The sequence below is a fragment of the Xaviernesmea oryzae genome, assembly GCF_900109605.1.
GTDB classification, from domain to species: domain Bacteria; phylum Pseudomonadota; class Alphaproteobacteria; order Rhizobiales; family Rhizobiaceae; genus Xaviernesmea; species Xaviernesmea oryzae.
Genome location: NZ_FOAM01000021.1, coordinates 29,177 through 44,675, shown reverse-complemented (window position 1 = coordinate 44,675; position 15,499 = coordinate 29,177). Strand labels below are relative to the sequence as shown.

General features: G+C 62.2%; 12 protein-coding genes. 6 read left to right on the top strand and 6 right to left on the bottom strand.

Going from position 1 to position 15,499, the window contains the following annotated elements:
* Window positions 1-32 precede the first annotated feature (32 nt).
* Window positions 33-1,043, top strand: coding sequence for a LacI family DNA-binding transcriptional regulator (locus BMX61_RS21075; RefSeq protein WP_075625555.1), 1,011 nt, complete (start codon window positions 33-35; stop codon window positions 1,041-1,043).
* Between the two features lie 71 nt (window positions 1,044-1,114).
* Here BMX61_RS21075 and BMX61_RS21070 read toward each other — a convergent pair whose 3' ends face one another.
* A complete protein-coding gene (locus tag BMX61_RS21070; RefSeq protein ID WP_407703810.1) occupies window positions 1,115-1,978 on the bottom strand; it encodes a pseudouridine synthase in 864 nt (287 codons plus the stop codon).
* A 218-nt stretch (window positions 1,979-2,196) separates the two neighbouring features.
* Between BMX61_RS21070 and prmB the strand changes: the two genes are divergently transcribed.
* The 3 genes from prmB to BMX61_RS21055 all read left to right on the top strand — a co-directional run bounded on the left by prmB (window position 2,197) and on the right by BMX61_RS21055 (window position 6,417).
* A complete protein-coding gene (gene prmB / locus BMX61_RS21065; protein WP_075625554.1) occupies window positions 2,197-3,111 on the top strand; it encodes a 50S ribosomal protein L3 N(5)-glutamine methyltransferase in 915 nt (304 codons plus the stop codon).
* 513 nt (window positions 3,112-3,624) lie between these two features.
* On the top strand, window positions 3,625-3,993 hold the full coding sequence (locus BMX61_RS24915) for a hypothetical protein (RefSeq protein WP_075625553.1): 369 nt from the start codon (window positions 3,625-3,627) through the stop codon (window positions 3,991-3,993).
* Between the two features lie 489 nt (window positions 3,994-4,482).
* On the top strand, window positions 4,483-6,417 hold the full coding sequence (locus BMX61_RS21055) for a putative bifunctional diguanylate cyclase/phosphodiesterase (RefSeq protein ID WP_075625552.1): 1,935 nt from the start codon (window positions 4,483-4,485) through the stop codon (window positions 6,415-6,417).
* A gap of 97 nt (window positions 6,418-6,514) precedes the next feature.
* Here the strand turns inward: BMX61_RS21055 and BMX61_RS21050 are convergent, their stop codons facing one another.
* From BMX61_RS21050 to BMX61_RS21030, 5 genes are all read right to left on the bottom strand, one after another.
* A complete protein-coding gene (locus BMX61_RS21050; RefSeq protein WP_075625551.1) occupies window positions 6,515-7,612 on the bottom strand; it encodes an ABC transporter ATP-binding protein in 1,098 nt (365 codons plus the stop codon).
* 11 nt (window positions 7,613-7,623) lie between these two features.
* The gene (locus BMX61_RS21045) at window positions 7,624-9,555 is read right to left on the bottom strand and encodes a glycoside hydrolase family 127 protein (protein WP_075625589.1); all 1,932 of its coding nucleotides are present in this window, start codon (window positions 9,553-9,555) and stop codon (window positions 7,624-7,626) included.
* Between the two features lie 83 nt (window positions 9,556-9,638).
* A complete protein-coding gene (locus BMX61_RS21040) occupies window positions 9,639-10,508 on the bottom strand; it encodes a carbohydrate ABC transporter permease (protein WP_075625550.1) in 870 nt (289 codons plus the stop codon).
* On the bottom strand, window positions 10,508-11,392 hold the full coding sequence (locus BMX61_RS21035) for a carbohydrate ABC transporter permease (RefSeq protein WP_075625588.1): 885 nt from the start codon (window positions 11,390-11,392) through the stop codon (window positions 10,508-10,510). The genes BMX61_RS21040 and BMX61_RS21035 overlap by 1 nt, the downstream gene beginning before the upstream one ends.
* 353 nt (window positions 11,393-11,745) lie before the next feature.
* The gene (locus BMX61_RS21030; RefSeq protein ID WP_075625549.1) at window positions 11,746-13,002 is read right to left on the bottom strand and encodes an ABC transporter substrate-binding protein; all 1,257 of its coding nucleotides are present in this window, start codon (window positions 13,000-13,002) and stop codon (window positions 11,746-11,748) included.
* A gap of 293 nt (window positions 13,003-13,295) precedes the next feature.
* Here BMX61_RS21030 and BMX61_RS21025 point away from each other — a divergent pair, with 293 nt between their 5' ends.
* Window positions 13,296-14,297, top strand: coding sequence for a LacI family DNA-binding transcriptional regulator (locus BMX61_RS21025; RefSeq protein WP_075625548.1), 1,002 nt, complete (start codon window positions 13,296-13,298; stop codon window positions 14,295-14,297).
* Between the two features lie 213 nt (window positions 14,298-14,510).
* The gene (locus BMX61_RS21020; RefSeq protein ID WP_075625547.1) at window positions 14,511-15,437 is read left to right on the top strand and encodes a cation diffusion facilitator family transporter; all 927 of its coding nucleotides are present in this window, start codon (window positions 14,511-14,513) and stop codon (window positions 15,435-15,437) included.
* The last annotated feature ends 62 nt before the right edge of the window (window positions 15,438-15,499 follow it).

Here is a 15,499-nt window from a genome sequence, read left to right as displayed (position 1 = left end):
GAGCATGCGGTTTGGCGAAGTCGATCAGGACCATGGAGGAGTTTTCCGAATTCGTCGGCCTCTCGCGCCCCACCGTCTCCAAATATTTCAACGATCCGAGCTCCGTGCGCAAGAAAACGCGCGACACGATCGAGGAGGCGCTGAAGAAGTCCGGCTTCCGGCCGAACATCTTCGCCGTGAACCTCAACCGTCGCCGCTCCAATATCATCGGCGTGGTGATCCCCAATTCCACCGACCCTTTTTACATGGCGTTGACACGTCGCATCGAGCTGATCGCCAGCGAGGCAGGCTTCCTCGCGGTCGTTCTGACCTCGGACGGCCGGGCGGAACTGCAGGACCGGGCAATCCGCACCTTCCGCTCGATGAATGTCGCCGGCGCCATCGTCGCGCCGCTGGATCTGCACGGGCGGCGCTCGTCACTGGCGGACTTTCACCGTGACATTCCGCTCGTCTATGTCGACTCGCCACCGGATGAGACCGCCGCCTTTGTCGGCACCGATAACCGCCAGAGCTTTGGCCTGATTGTCGATTACCTCTGCCGCTCCGGCGAGCCGCCGGCCTATTTCGAGATGCCGAAGGTCAACACCAACGCCCATACGCGCCTGCAGGCCTATCGGGAGGCGATGGAGCGGCTGGACCTTGCGCCGCATGTGCTGCCTGTCACCGATCGTGCGAGCTGGGATTTCGAGCGTTTCGGCTTCGATGAAGCCACGCGGCTGCTCTCCGCGCCCGAACGGCTTCCGAGCCGCACCATTCTCTGCGCCAATGACCGCATCGCCTTCGGCGTGATCGCTGCCGCCTATCAGCGCGGTTTGAAGGTCGGTCATGGCAGCGATTGCGATCTGCGCGTGGCGGGGCATGACGACCATCCCCTGTCGCAATATGCCTGCCCGCCAATCACCACCGTCGCTCAGAATTATAATGAGATCGGCAGACTGGCGATCGAACTGCTTCTGCAGAAGCTCGGCGATGGCGAAGGCAGGCCGCAGCACGCGGACCGTATCCTGTTGAAGAGCGAGTTGATGCTGCGCCGCTCGGCCTGAATGAGAGAGCGAGCGGCATTTAAAGCAAGATTCGCGGACGCTCCTCGCCAGCCTACTAAAGCTACCTCCCTCTACGGGCGCGAAAGGCCTCTTGCTTCGCGTCTGCGTGCTTCATCCACCAACCGGCGCAGCGTGTCGCGTTCCGCGCCAGACAGAGGCCGAACAGCTCCCTTTTCCAGATCGCCGAGACGCAGGGGGCCGATCGCCACCCGCACCAGCCGCAGGCAGCCGACGTCAAGCGCTTCGAGCATGCGTCGGATCTGGCGGTTGCGTCCTTCTTCCAGCACCACCTCCAGCCAGGCATGCTTTTCGCCCTGACGCAGAATGGTAACCGAGCGGGCGCTCAGCCGCTCCCCCTCATGCAGCACGCCGGCAGCAAGCGTCTTGACGAGGTCGGCATCGGCCAGCCGATCGATCTGCACATGGTAGGTTTTGGGCACATGAGTCTCGGGATCGAGCAGCGCCTGCGCAAATTCCGTATCGTTGGTGAACAGCAGCAGCCCTTCGCTCGCCTTGTCCAGCCGCCCCACGGGCGAGACATGTGTGGCCGCGACATCTTTCAGGCAGTCGAACACGGTTGCCCTGCCCTGCGGGTCGTGGCGCGTGGTCACCAGGCCGCGCGGCTTGTTCAGCATGAGATAAAGCGGCGCTTCCGCCTCCACCGGCGCGCCATCGACGCTGAGGCGTACTTTGTCGAGATCGACCCAATGCGTGGCATCCTGCACGACCTGCCCATCGACACGCACCCGGCCATCGGCGATCAGCAGCTCGGCTTGCGTGCGCGAACAGAAGCCGAGTTTCGAAAGCGCGCGCGGCAGGGTCACGCGCTTTCCCTCTTCGGCGATGGGACGAGACATGCGGTTCGCCGTGGCTGGAGCGGGTGTGCCGCCACGCCTGGTGGATGCCGGCACCTGCCGTTTGCGTCCGCTTTTCATCACTGTATCCTCAAGCGCGCCCTGCTCGGTTGACCGGCGGGGCCCTGCTATCCTAAGGGAGCCATGGAGCCGGAGCAAAGGGCCGAAACCGGCATGTTGCGATGGCGCCGGCCCTGCCCGGATCTTTCGAGGTGGGTCCTCGCGCGCATCGCGGCTTTTCCACCATGCCCGGCCTCGGCCTTACTGGACAGGGCTTATCTTTGGAAGGGAATGCGCCTGTGAACATCGATTATATTGCTCGTGAACTCGTTACGCTGCGCGACTATTGGCGCTATGCCATCTCCCGCTTCAACGCCGCCGATCTGAGCTATGGCCATGGCACGACCACGGCCGGGGACGACGCGGCCTTTCTCCTGCTCGACTCGCTCGACCTGCCGATCGACCGTCTGGACCCGTTCCTCGATGCGCGCCTCCTGGCGGATGAGCGCCGACTCCTTGTCGAGCGGATCGAAGCCCGGGTGACGACCCGCAAGCCCTCCGCCTATCTCACCGGCCGCTCCTATATTCAAGGTGTTCGGTTTTACGTCGATGAGCGCGTTATCGTCCCGCGCTCGCATTTAGGCGAATTGCTGTTCAGCGAATATCTCAATCCCGAAGGCTCCTCGTTCCTGCCCGATCCCACATCGGTGGAAAGCGCATTGGATCTGTGCACCGGCTCCGGCTGCCTCGCGGTCCTGGCGGCCAAATTCATGCCGAATGCAAAGGTCGATGCGGTCGATCTGTCGGCTGATGCACTGGATGTGGCGCGGATCAATCTGCGCGAGCATGAAGTGGAAAATCAGGTGACGCTCCACCAAGGCGATCTTTTCGCGCCGCTCAAGGGCAAGACCTACGACCTGATCATCACCAATCCGCCCTATGTCGATCACGCCGCCCTGGCCGGCTATCCGCCGGAATTCCAGGCCGAGCCGGCTATGGCGCATGATGGCGGCGAAGATGGGCTGGATCTCGTGCGGCAGATCCTCGACCAGGCCGGAGCCTTTCTCAATCCGGACGGTGGCCTGCTCTGCGAGATCGGTTCCGGCCGGGAAATCCTGGAAGAAGACTATCCGCATCTCGATTTCGTCTGGCTGGAAACGGCAGAATCGCAGGATGCGGTCTTCTGGATCAGCGCTGAGGCCTTTGCGGATTGATACCGCATGGAAGGCGCTCCCGAACGGACTTATACGCATTCTCGTTGAAAGGAATCCATAGGATGATCCAGGCTTGACCGCCGGCTAGGCGCGAGGCGCAGGGCGATGCTGCCGCATCGTCCAAGCGTCGCAACAACGCCGGAGGTCAAGCCTAGACCACCTCCGGCCGCCTTCCCGCCTAAGCCCCTAAGCATCAACCTCAACATCATCGTGTACGCTTGCTCGCCGATGCATGCTGACTTAGCGCTTCCGGAATATTGCAAACGTCATATAGAAATATAGGCGTATATATTACAAAATACTTTAGTTTTTCTAGTTACTAATTTCACACAGGCATCAATATTATTGAAAGACCCTGAAACTTCTTTCCCATCTCAGGGTTAGCAGGGGGCGCACCAACGGACGGACCGCTTCCAGCGGGGTGCGCCACGGGATCGCCAGCAGGCGCTTTATCGGATGGCCGTCCATCCATGCGGCTCGTCGCGATCATACACATTCATTGGAGGAATACCCATGCGACTCAAATTGCTTGCAGTCACGCTGATGACCTGCGGTCTGGCAACGGCAGCCGTTGCGCAGTCCGGTGGCAGCACCGGTGGCAGCACCGGCACCGGCACAACGGGCAGCGGCACCACGGATACGATGGGCACCGGCACGGGCGGCGCCAGCGGTACAGGCACGGGCAGTGGCACCGGTGGCACGACGGGCACCGACATGAACTCCGGTGCAGGCACCACGACAGGGACCAACACGACTGGGACCGGCGCGCCCGCAAGCACCAGCCCCGGCACCACCGGCAATCACAGCAACACCACAACCAACCCTGGTGGCAACTGCGTCGAAGGCAACACCAGTGACGACGGTGTGAAGAAGGATTGCTGACGGGTCATCATCCGACCCATCTATCTTGCCTCCCCAGACGAGAGACTATTTCCGGTGCTCCTCGCACCGGAAATAGATTTGGCCAGACAACACACTTCCTTGAGCAGTCGTTGGAAACCGCTGACCTTCAAGTTGAAGAGCGTTGACCCTGGGCATTTTGCGCCATGCGTCCACCCACCCGCCTCGCCAACGAATGAGAAGTGTCTTTCGAAAAGATCCGCCTTATCAAGATCACGGCGTTCTTTGAAAGCGCTACCTACGCGCGAATGAAATGACATTATTAGATTTGATTGATCAATTATCGAGTGATCCATATTTTTCGATGTCTAAAATTGCCCGTCCGCACGTCCATCCCAGGATATAGCTGCCGTAACCGCAAATAACTCGGGATTTGCTAGGCGAACTTTACGATTTTTTGCATGCGTCACTGATAAATTCGCTCTTGCTGAACAGGCGCGATGCGCTCAATGGTCAGGCAGGGAGAGAAATTTGGCGGTCATTGCGGCAATTCGTCAGCTTTTTACGGTGAGTTCGGATAATCCCGACCTCTTGAAGGCGCAGCATCGTGCCTTCACCCGGCAGATGCCGATGATGTATTTGATTCTCCTGTCGAGCACCTGGGCGCTCGCCGCGACCCATATGAGCTCCACGCCCGGCTGGCTGACGATCGGCATCCCGATGGTGCTGACCATCGGCTGTGTCACCAGAATCTTCTTCTGGTGGCGGACACGACATGCGGAGCCCACACCGGAACGGGCCTATCTGGTCCTGCGTCGCACCAACGCGCTTTCCGTGGGCATCGCCGTTGCCTTCACCGCCTGGTCCTTCCTGTTGGTGCCCTATGGGGATGCCTATGCGCAGAGCCATGTCGCCTTTTACATGGCGATCACCGTCATTTCCTGCATCTTCTGCCTGACGCATGTGCGCTCGGCTGCCTTGATCGTCACACTGATCGTCAACGGCGCCTTTATCGTCTTCTTCCTGTCCTTGGGTCAGGCGACCTTTGCTGCCATTACCATCAATGTGGCGCTGGTCTGCTTCGGGATGATGTCGATCGTCTTCACCAATTACCGGCATTTCGAGCAGATGGTGGTCTCGCAGCAGCAGACCCAGGCGCTCAGCAATGAAAATCTGCGGCTGGCCAATGTCGACCGGCTGACCGACCTGCCCAACCGGCGCGCCTTCTTTTCGCATCTGGAAAGCATGCTGCAGGACGCCGAGCACGGCGGCAAGCGGCTCGCTCTGGGGATCATCGATCTCGACGGATTCAAGCCGATCAACGATCTCTACGGCCACTCCGTCGGCGATCGGCTGCTGATCGAAATCGGCCGGCGGCTTGCCCAGCAGCCGCCGAATGTCCTGGCCTTCCGGCTGGGTGGCGATGAGTTCGCGGTGGTCGTCACCGAGGCATCGAGCGACCAGCAGCTAATCGATGGCGGCAACGTACTGACCGAGCGGCTGCATCTGCCGATCCAGATGCCCGAAGCGACCGTCCGGGTCTCCGCATCGATCGGCATCGCCGTCTATCCCGATCTTGCCGGTACGGCCGAGCAGCTTTTCGACCGCGCCGATTATGCCCTCTACCACGCCAAGAAGGCGCGCCGCGGCGGCGCCGTTCTTTTTACCAGTGATCACGAGCGGCGCATCAATATCGAAACGCGCATCGAACAGGCACTGAAGCAATGTGACCCGGCGCAAGAGCTATCGATCGTCTTTCAGCCGATCATCGACCTGCGCGATGGCGCCATCATGGGCTTTGAGAGCCTGGCGCGCTGGGAGAGTCCCACCCTTGGCCGCGTGCCGCCGTCGCGCTTCTTCCCGATTGCAGAACGGGCGGGCATCGTTGGCATGCTGACACGTCCGCTCCTGCAAAAAGCGCTCGCCATTGCGCGCGGCTGGGAAGGCGGAATGCGCCTGTCCTTCAACCTCTCGGCGCAGGACCTCACATCGGCCGAGAGTGTTCTGGCGCTGGTGTCGATCGTCAATGCCAGCGGCTTCGATCCGCATCGCCTGGATTTCGAAATCACCGAAACGGCTTTCACCCATGATTTCGATCAGGTGGAGCGCTCGGTCGACATGTTGCGCGCGCTTGGCTGCGGCATTTCGCTTGATGATTTCGGTATCGGCTATTCCAGCTTGACGCGGCTGCATGCGCTGCCGCTGACCAAGATCAAGATCGACCGCAGCTTCGTCAGTGCGCTGCATCAGCGGCCGGCAAGCTTCAAGATCGTCAAATCGGTTCTCGCGCTCAGCCGTGACATGGAGCTGGAATGCGTGGTGGAAGGCGTGGAGACCGGCGAGGAACTGGCCGTTCTCCAGCGATTGGGCGCTGTCTTCGTCCAGGGCTATCTCTTCTCCCCGCCTCTGGCGGAGGCGGAGGTCTCAAGCTTCCTGGTCCACTATCCCGAGCGGCGCATCGCCTGACACAGTTCGCCTGACAGGGCGTAAGAGCTGCTGGCGACGCCGGGACCAAAGTTTCGCAGCGTGGTCATGGGCCATACAGCTAGGCCGGATCGACCCATCATTTCAGCAAGGACAGACCCGTGTCGGCATCGAAAAGATGCATCTGGTTCATGTTCACCGAGAGCGGCAGGCTTTGGCCGGCCTTCGGCGCCGCTTCGGGATCGATGCTGGCGCAGAGCGCGGCACCGGCCAGGGTGAAATAGATCATCGTGGCGGGGCCAAGCGGCTCGACGAGTTCGACATCGGCGTCGAGCTTGGCGAAACCGAGGCGATCCTGGCGTACCGAAAGCGCTTCCGGACGAAGCCCGAGCGTGACGGCTCGGCCGGCATGGGACGCGTAGGCGCAGAGCCTGCCGGGCGGAACAGGCAGGCTGCGGCCATCCGCCAGCCTGACGGAGAGCCCGTCGGCCTCGGCCTCCAGCCTGGCATCGAGAAAATTCATGGCCGGCGAGCCGATGAAGCCGGCGACAAAGCGGCTGGCAGGGCGATGATAGAGCACCTGCGGCGGGCCTGCCTGCTCGATCAGCCCGTCCTTCATCACGACGACGCGGTCGGCCATGGTCATCGCCTCGACCTGATCATGGGTGACATAGACGGTGGTCGTCGGCAGGATCTGATGGAGCCGTTTGATCTCCGTGCGCATCTGCACGCGCAGCTTGGCATCGAGGTTCGACAGCGGCTCATCGAAGAGAAAGACCTTGGGATTGCGAACGATCGCCCGGCCCATCGCCACGCGCTGGCGCTGGCCGCCGGACAGCTGGCCCGGCCGGCGGTCGAGCAGCTCTTCAATATGCAGCGTTTCCGCCGCGCGTACGATGCGGCTGGCGATCTCGCTCTTCGACAGACGCTGCTGCTCCAGACAGAAGGAGATGTTTTCCCGCACCGACATATGCGGATAGAGCGCATAGTTCTGGAAGACCATGGCGATATCGCGCTTGCCTGGGCCAAGGCGGTTGACCACCTGGCCGCCGATGACGATCTCGCCAGCGGTGATGTGCTCCAGCCCCGCGATCATTCGCAGCGTGGTGGACTTGCCGCAGCCGGAGGGGCCAACGAAGACCACGAATTCCTTGTCCTCGATCTCCAGATCGATACCGCGCACGGCCTCGTAGATACCGTAGGACTTGACGACGTCTCTCAGTTCCAGTCTTGCCATCTTCGCCTCCCCTACTTCTCGTTGAGCCAGACAAGCATGGCCCCGGCCTCGCGATTGGCCCAGAGGTGATAGGGAATGGCCTTGAAGGCGCGTGTCTTGAGGTGCGGTGGCGCCGTGCGGTAGAGCCCGCCCCAATCCTGCGTCTCCGCCTCCAGCGCTTCGCCCGACAGCACGGTGGCGCCACCCAAAAGATCGGGTTCGAAATGAACCTCCAGAGCCGCATCGGCCGGCAGGCGCAGCCGCTGCGGCTCGGTGCCGATGTCCGTTTCCTCCACGCAGTAAACCACCGGCCCCCGGCGCAGCGCCACGCGGCCGGCATCCTCGCTGACAGCCGGATGGGCATAAAGGCGGTCGACGGGCATATCGAAAGACAGGCGGATCTCGTCGCCATTGCGCCAGACCCGGCGGATCGCCGCATAGCCTTTTACCGTGCAAGCGGCCATATCGACCGCCTTACCATCGATGCTGAGGCGAGCCCCGCGGCACCAGCCGGGAACGCGCAGGTGGAGCGTGAACTCCGCGTCGGCCTCAAGAGTGAGCCGGATCGCGACATCGCCGTCCCAGGGATAGTGCGTCTCCTGTGACAGGCGGACGAGCTTGCCGCCGAGATCGAGTTCGCCAGTCCCGGCGGCATAGAGATGCACGGCCAGCGCGTCGTCTTTGGCGGAATAGACATATTGGCCGAGCGAGGTGATCATCCGCGCAATGTTGGTCGGGCAGCAGGGGCAATAATGCCACTTCCAGCGACGGTTCTGGCCGTGACTTTCCAGCACGTTCTCGTAGAAATAATGCTCGCCGTCGCGGGCAATGCCGGAGAGCGCGCCGTTATAGAGCACGGTTTCCAGCCGATCGGTATATTGGGCGTCGAGATCGAGCTGCGCCATGCGGTGGCTGAAAAAGCCGAGCGCCACGGCCGCGCAGGTTTCGGCATAGGCGGTTTCGTTCGGCAGATCGAATTCGCGGGTAAAGCCCTCGTTCGAGGCCGAGGGGCCGAGGCCGCCCGTTACATAAAGCTGACGCTCCACGAGGTTGTTGAACAGCCGGTCGCAGGCGGCTTTGAGCGTCGGATCGTCATTCTCATGGGCGAGGTCGACCATGGCGGAGAGCAGATACATGGCGCGCACGGCATGGCCGACGACCTGCGTCTGCTCGCGCACCGGCATATGGGCCTGGCTATAGGCATAGGTGGTGTAGACGTAATCGGCCGGGTCTTCGCCGCGCTTGCGGGCCTCCTCGTCGTAATAGGAGGGCATCTGCCCGCGCTCGTCGACAAAGAAGGTAGCGAGCGACAGATGCCGGGGATCGCGGGTGACGCGATAGAGCTTGACCAGCGCCAGCTCGATTTCTTCATGCGCATCGTAGCCGCGCAACTTGCCCGGCTCGGGACCGAAGGTGTCGATGATATGGTCGACGGCGCGGATCATCACGTCGAGGAAGCGGCGCTTACCGGTCGCCTGAAAATAGGCGACGGCGCCTTCCAAGAGATGGCCCATGGAATACATTTCATGCAGGTCGCGCAGATTGGTCCAGCGCTTTTCCGGTTCGCGGCGAATGAACCAGCTGTTGAGATAGCCGTCCGCCATCTGCCCCTGTTCGAGCTTTTCGACGATGGAGTCGATCTTCGCCTCGATATCCGGGTTGGGATGCGTCTTCAGCGTATAGCTTGCCGCCTCGATCCACTTGCCGAAGTCGCTGTCGAAAAAATGCTGCATCGACAGGCCGCTCGGCTGGATTGGCCGGGCGAGCGGCGCCGGCGGCTTGCCGAAATCGAGAACCTCCAGAAAGCCCTCCTCCTTCAGCCGCATGTGCTGGGTAGGGATCGTCACCTCGCGCACGGTGCGCGTCCAGCTTTCCCAGAAACCGCCGGTGAAGGTGACGCGGCTGTGATCGGCGGGAACAAAGCGCGTCTTAAGCGAGGATGGGGTCGGATCGGAAGCAGACATGAAGACACCTTCTGCGGGACTGGCGGCGCATGCAGCCGCCTTCCCGGACATGGAAGCTTTGGGAACGGAATGGGTGGAGGCGCTCATTTGACGGCGCCGGCCGTCAGCCCGCGCACGTAATAGCGCTGGAGGGCGAGGAAGAGCAGGATGCAGGGCAGCATCGTCACCGCGATGCCCGCTTGCAGCGCGCCCCAGTCGATGATGCCGTAAATGCCGGAGGAGACGTTCACCAGCATGATCGGCAGGGTGAACTTGTTCTGGTCGGAGAGGAAGATCAGCGCCGCCAGGAACTCGTTCCAGGAATTGAGGAAGGCGAACATGGCGACGGTGGCGACCCCCGGCAGGGCGATCGGCAGCATGATCCGCCGCAGGATGGTCGCCTGAGAGGCACCATCGATCCTCGCCGCCTCGATCAGCGCACGCGGCACCGCATCGAAGGCATTGCGCATCATAAAGATCGAGAAGGGCAGCTGGAAGGTGACATAGATCAGCACCAGCCCGGTCAGGCTGTTTTGCAGCTTCAGGAATTTCAAGATCAGGAACAGCGGCGTGAGGATCGACTGGAACGGGATCATCATGGTCGCCATGACGATCATGAACAGCGCCGACTGGCCGGGAAAGCGGAACTTGGAAAAGCCATAGCCGGCGGGAACGGCGACGAGGATGGTCAGGGCCACCGTGCCGAGTGCGATCAGCACGGAATTGGTGGCATAGACATACCAGCCCGCGCCCACACCCTCCAGCCGGCGATAATTCTCTAGCGAAAAGCTCTTGGAAAACAAGGCGGCGGGATGGGCAAGCGCCTCAGCCGCCGGCTTGAACGAATTGGCGAGCGACCAGACGACCGGCATCAGGAAGATTAGGGCGGCAACGAGACCGGCCAGAGCGAAGCCCCAGAAGGACAGGCGCTCGGACAAGGGCTGCTGCGCAGGGATGCGGCGAATGCGCTCCATCACGATTCCTCCGGACGCTGGCGCAGGAAGGCGAGCTGAACCGAGCTGATTGCCACCAGCACGACCAGAAGGACGAAGGACATGGCCGCGCCATAGCCCAGTCGATAGGAGGAGAAGGAGGCGAGATAGATCGAGAACACCGCCGAGATCGTGCTGTTGGACGGGCCGCCCTGGGTGATGATGAAGAATTGGTCAAAGGCGAGCATCGACGAGGTGACGTTCAGCACCAGCGCAAGCAGCAGCGAATTGCGCATCAGCGGCAGGGTGATCCGGCGAAAGCGCGAGAAGACGCTGGCGCCGTCGATCTTGGCGGCCTCGATCACGTCGGCCGGAATGGCCTGCAGACCGGTGAGCAGGATCACCATGGTGAAGCCAGCGGTCTTCCAGACAACCATGAGGATGATGACACCAAGCGCCGGCCAGAAGCTTTCCAGCGGACGCGGCGCGCTATCGACCAGGCCGGCGCCGCGCAGCAATTGCGCGAAGACGCCGCTATCGGGGTTCAAGAGCCACATCCAGAGCGTGGACGCTGCTCCGAAGCCGATGACCACAGGCATGAAATAGACCGTGCGAAACAGGCCAGCGAGCCTGAGCGGCCGGTCGACCAGCAGCGCCAGCGGCAACGCGACGGCCATGATCGCGGCCGTGACCAGCACGGTATAGAGCAGGGTGAAGCCGAGCGAATGCCAGAGCTGCATGTCATGGGCAAGCTCTGCATAATTAGCGAGCCCAATGAATTTCACCCGGCCGAGCAGCGGCCAATTGTGCAGGCTCATCCACAGCGTCATGCCGAGCGGGATCAGGAAAAGGCCGGTGATGAAGACCAGGCTTGGCGCCATGAAGAGGAGGCCGAGCCAGCCTTTCGGCTCGGCCGGCTGAGCCAGAGGCCGCGCTGCCGGCGTTGGCGCCGCAGGTGCTGGAGAGGTGGGAAAGGCCAAGATCCGGCTCCTTCATGGGCATGAACAGGCGGTCCCTCATCGCGGGTCCGGCGGATGGGCGGCAAAGGCTGCTTGCCGCGACGGTCACTGCCGTCGCGCGTGCCACATTCAAGGTGAATCCTCGGATCAGGCCCGAGGATGACGTCGCGGGGTCGGTTTTGCGGAAGCGGAGACGGCAAGCGAAGCGACATCGCCCCCGCGCGCCGTCAACAACCGCCGAGACGGCTGAAGACACCACGTCCGCAATAAGCCTCCGCCATGCTCGAGACCGACCCGAGCATGGCGAGATCCTCGAAACCTTACGGGTTGGTCCGCTCAAGGATCTTGGTGAAGTCCTCCTGCGCCTTCTTGATCGCGCCATCGACATCGTCGCCGAAGATCGTGCCCTGGATCAGGTTGAGGAAGGGGCCGGTGCGGCTGACGAAGAGTTCGTCCGAGGAGAAGGTGTAGGGCGTGCGGGCCTTGGACAAGACGTCATAGGCAACGAGATTGCGCTTGTCGAAGCTGGCATAGGCATCGGCCGCGAGATCCGTGCGCGAGGGCATGCCGGATTCCTTGGTGATGTAGACCTGCTCTTCCGGCGACATGTAGAAGTCGACGAAATCGAGAAGAACTTTCTTCTTCTCCTCGCTGATGCCCTTCATTACGGCCAGCGTGTCGCCACCGGCAAAGGACGAAACGCCTCCCTTCGGGCCGGGGATCGGCGCGACCGCGAATTTCACATCAGGATATTTGCTGGTCAGAAGATTGACGATGTAGGAGCCGGTCATCAGCACGCCGACCTTGCCGGAGGCGAAGGCTTCCACGGCATTGTTGCCATTGCCGGAGCGCGAGGTGGGATGGATGGCGCCAGCCTTCTGCATGTCGCGATAGGCGGCAACCGTCTCGCGGAAAGCCGGCGTATCGACCGTTGCCGTGCGGCCATCCTCGCTGAGAATATCGGCGCCGGCGGCCCAGAGATGCGGCAGGAAGTCGTAGATCAGCCAGCTGCCGGAATTGGCGACGAAATAGAAGCCGTAGGTCTCATTGCCCAGCGCGGTGATCTTCTTGGCATCGGCGGCGATTTCTTCGAGCGATGCGGGGGCCTTGTTGGGGTCGAGCCCGGCCTTCTGGAAAAGGTCGGTGTTGTAGGCAATGATCGAGGCATCGGGCAGCGCCGGCACGCCGTAGATCTTGTCGCCATAGGTGGCAAGACGGATGTGCGAGGGGCTCATGGCCTGGAAATAGGACCGGCTCTTGGCAAACTCGGTGATGTCCTCAAGGCCTTCGGCGGCGGCAAAGGTGGGCAGATAGATCAGGTCCAGCACCGCGCCATCCGGCGGCTCGCCGCCGGCAATGGCGGCGCCCAGCTTCGGCACCATCTGCTCGGCGGTGATCTGCGTCACCGTGATCTTGTCGCTGTGCTTGGCGTTGTAGTGGTCGGCCAGCCCCTGCAGGACGGCGCCGGAGGAGGTGCGCACCCACAGCGTCACATCCGTGGCATGGGCAGAGGTGGATGCGAGCGCCGTGCTGGCGGCAAGCGAAAGCGCGGCAAGCGCCCAGCGGATCTTGAGCATAATCGTTCCCTCTTTTGATTGCCGTCAGTCGGCTGCGAATGACGTAAAGCAACGGTAATCGAGAAATTTCCAGCTGTCGACATGATGGACACACACAGAAACACAGATTCTGCTAAAACCTTTTATCAACACGGATATTTTTTGCTAAAAGCTTTTATCAACTGGTAAAACCAGGTTATGAAGACGCAGATGCAGCAAGGGACGCCGAAGCCTCACGCCTGCGCAACACCTTCATTGACGCGTCATCGAGCAGAGCAAATGCGCACAGCGAAACGGAGCCGGAGAGCAAGACTGTGAGCGAGGAACCGCCCCGCAGACGCACGATCCGCGATGTCGCCAAGGCGGCCGGGGTTAGTATTTCCACGGCGTCCAACGCGCTGAACGGCATCGGACGGACCAATCCCGAGACACGGGAGAAGGTGCGCCGCATTGCGGAGCAGATCGGCTTTCGCCCGAATGCGCTGGCGCGCAGCCTTTTGACCAAGCGCAGCCATTCGATCGGCATCATCACCAACGACACCTATGGCCGCCTGACCCTGCCCATGACGGCAGGCGTCTCGGAAGCGCTGGTCGACCATGGCGTATCCGCCTTTCTCTGCGCCACCAATAACGATCCGCGCCTGGCGCAATTGCATCTCGAAGCGCTGCTCGACAAGCAGGTGGATGGCATTATCTTCACCGCCACACGGGCGGACCTGACGCCGCCCATCGACCTCACCCGGCTGGCGATACCGGTGGTCTACGCCTTCGCAATCGGACCACCGACGGCTCCTACCTTTATTCCAGACGATGCACAGGGCGCCCGGCTGGCCGTTCAGCATCTCCTGGATCGCGGCTACCGCCGCATCCTCCACATCACCGGGCTCGAAGACTACCTGGCCGCCCAGCTTCGCGCCGAGACCTATCGCGATCTCGCAGGCGCTGAACTGGATGTGCTGTTCGGCGAATGGACGGAGGAATGGGGCCACGAGGCCGTGCGCCTGGTGATGGAGCGCGGAGGGGACCTGCCGGAGGCGATCTTCTGCGGCAGCGACGAAATCGCACGCGGCGTCATCGATGCCCTGCGCGATCGCGGGCTGAAAGTGCCCGAGGACGTGGCCGTTGTCGGCTTCGACAATTGGCGGGTGATCGCCACGCAGACCCGCCCGCCCCTGACGACCATCGACATGGAACTGAAGGAACTGGGCCGCCGCGCCGGCCTGGCCATGCTCGATCTGACGCGCGGGCTGCCGGTCGAACCCGGCATCACCCGCCTGCCCTGCAGCCTGGTAGTCAGACGATCCTGCGGCGCCTGATCGAGAAATCGGCTTTCAATGGGGCGGCTGGAAGATCGATGCCCATGTCTCGACCAATGCTTCCCTGACCTCCCTAGAGGCGGCAGGAAACCTGGGTCGCGCGTCTGTCACGCTTCCTGTCAAACGCCTTATTCAATCCCGGTTTCACTCTGGCGGCCGGATGCGCTACATGCGCAAGACGGGAGCGTGCGCGAGCGGCGATAGGAGGCTGATGTGCAGACGGAGCAGGCGGTGTTGCGGATGTCGGTGGCGATGACGGTGCTGGTCGCCGCCGTTGGCATCGTCTTCGGCCTGCTGTCCGGCTCTTTCGCCATCGTCTTCGACGGCATTTACGCGCTCACCGACGCGACCATGACCCTCGTTGCCCTGCTTGTTTCCCGGCTGATTGCCGCCGCCGCCGTCAGCGGCCCCGCCACCGGCAAGCTGGCGGATCGCTTCACCGTCGGTTTCTGGCATCTGGAGCCGATGGTGCTGGCGCTGAATGGGCTGATGCTGATGACGGCGGCGATCTATGGGCTGATCAATGCCGTGGGCAGCGTGATGACCGGTGGACGGGAGCTCGCCTTCGGGCAGGCGATCATCTATGCCGTCGCGACCCTGGCGATCACGCTTGTCATGGCCTTTTTCGCACAGCGGGCCAATCGCACCATCCGGTCAGACCTGGTGGCGCTCGATGTCAAGGCCTGGATCATGTCGGCGGCGCTCACGGCCGCCTTCCTCCTGGCCTTCATCATCGGCGCGCTGGTCGAAGGCAGCGACCGCGCCTGGATCGCGCCCTATATCGACCCAGTGGCCCTCGGCCTGGTCAGCCTCGTCATCCTGCCCATGCCCTTTTCCACTGTCCGCCAGGCCTTGGCTGACATCTTGCTGGTCACGCCGCTGGACCTCAAGCGCCATGTGGACGAGGTGGCGAGCGCGGTGGTCCAGCGCCACGGCTTCCTCTCCTACCGCGCCTATGTCGCCAAGGTCGGCCGCGGCCGGCAGATCGAGCTCTATTTCATCGTACCGAAAGACTGGCCAGCCAAGCGTCTGGAAGAATGGGACGCCCTGCGCGACGAAATCGGCGATGCGCTGGGCGAGGCGAGCCCCGATCGCTGGCTCACAATTGCCTTTACCACCGACCCGGAATGGGCCGAGTGACCGACGGCTCAGATGGTGAGCCGCTGACATGGTCCGCGTTTGCGACTAGACTGCCGTTTGTT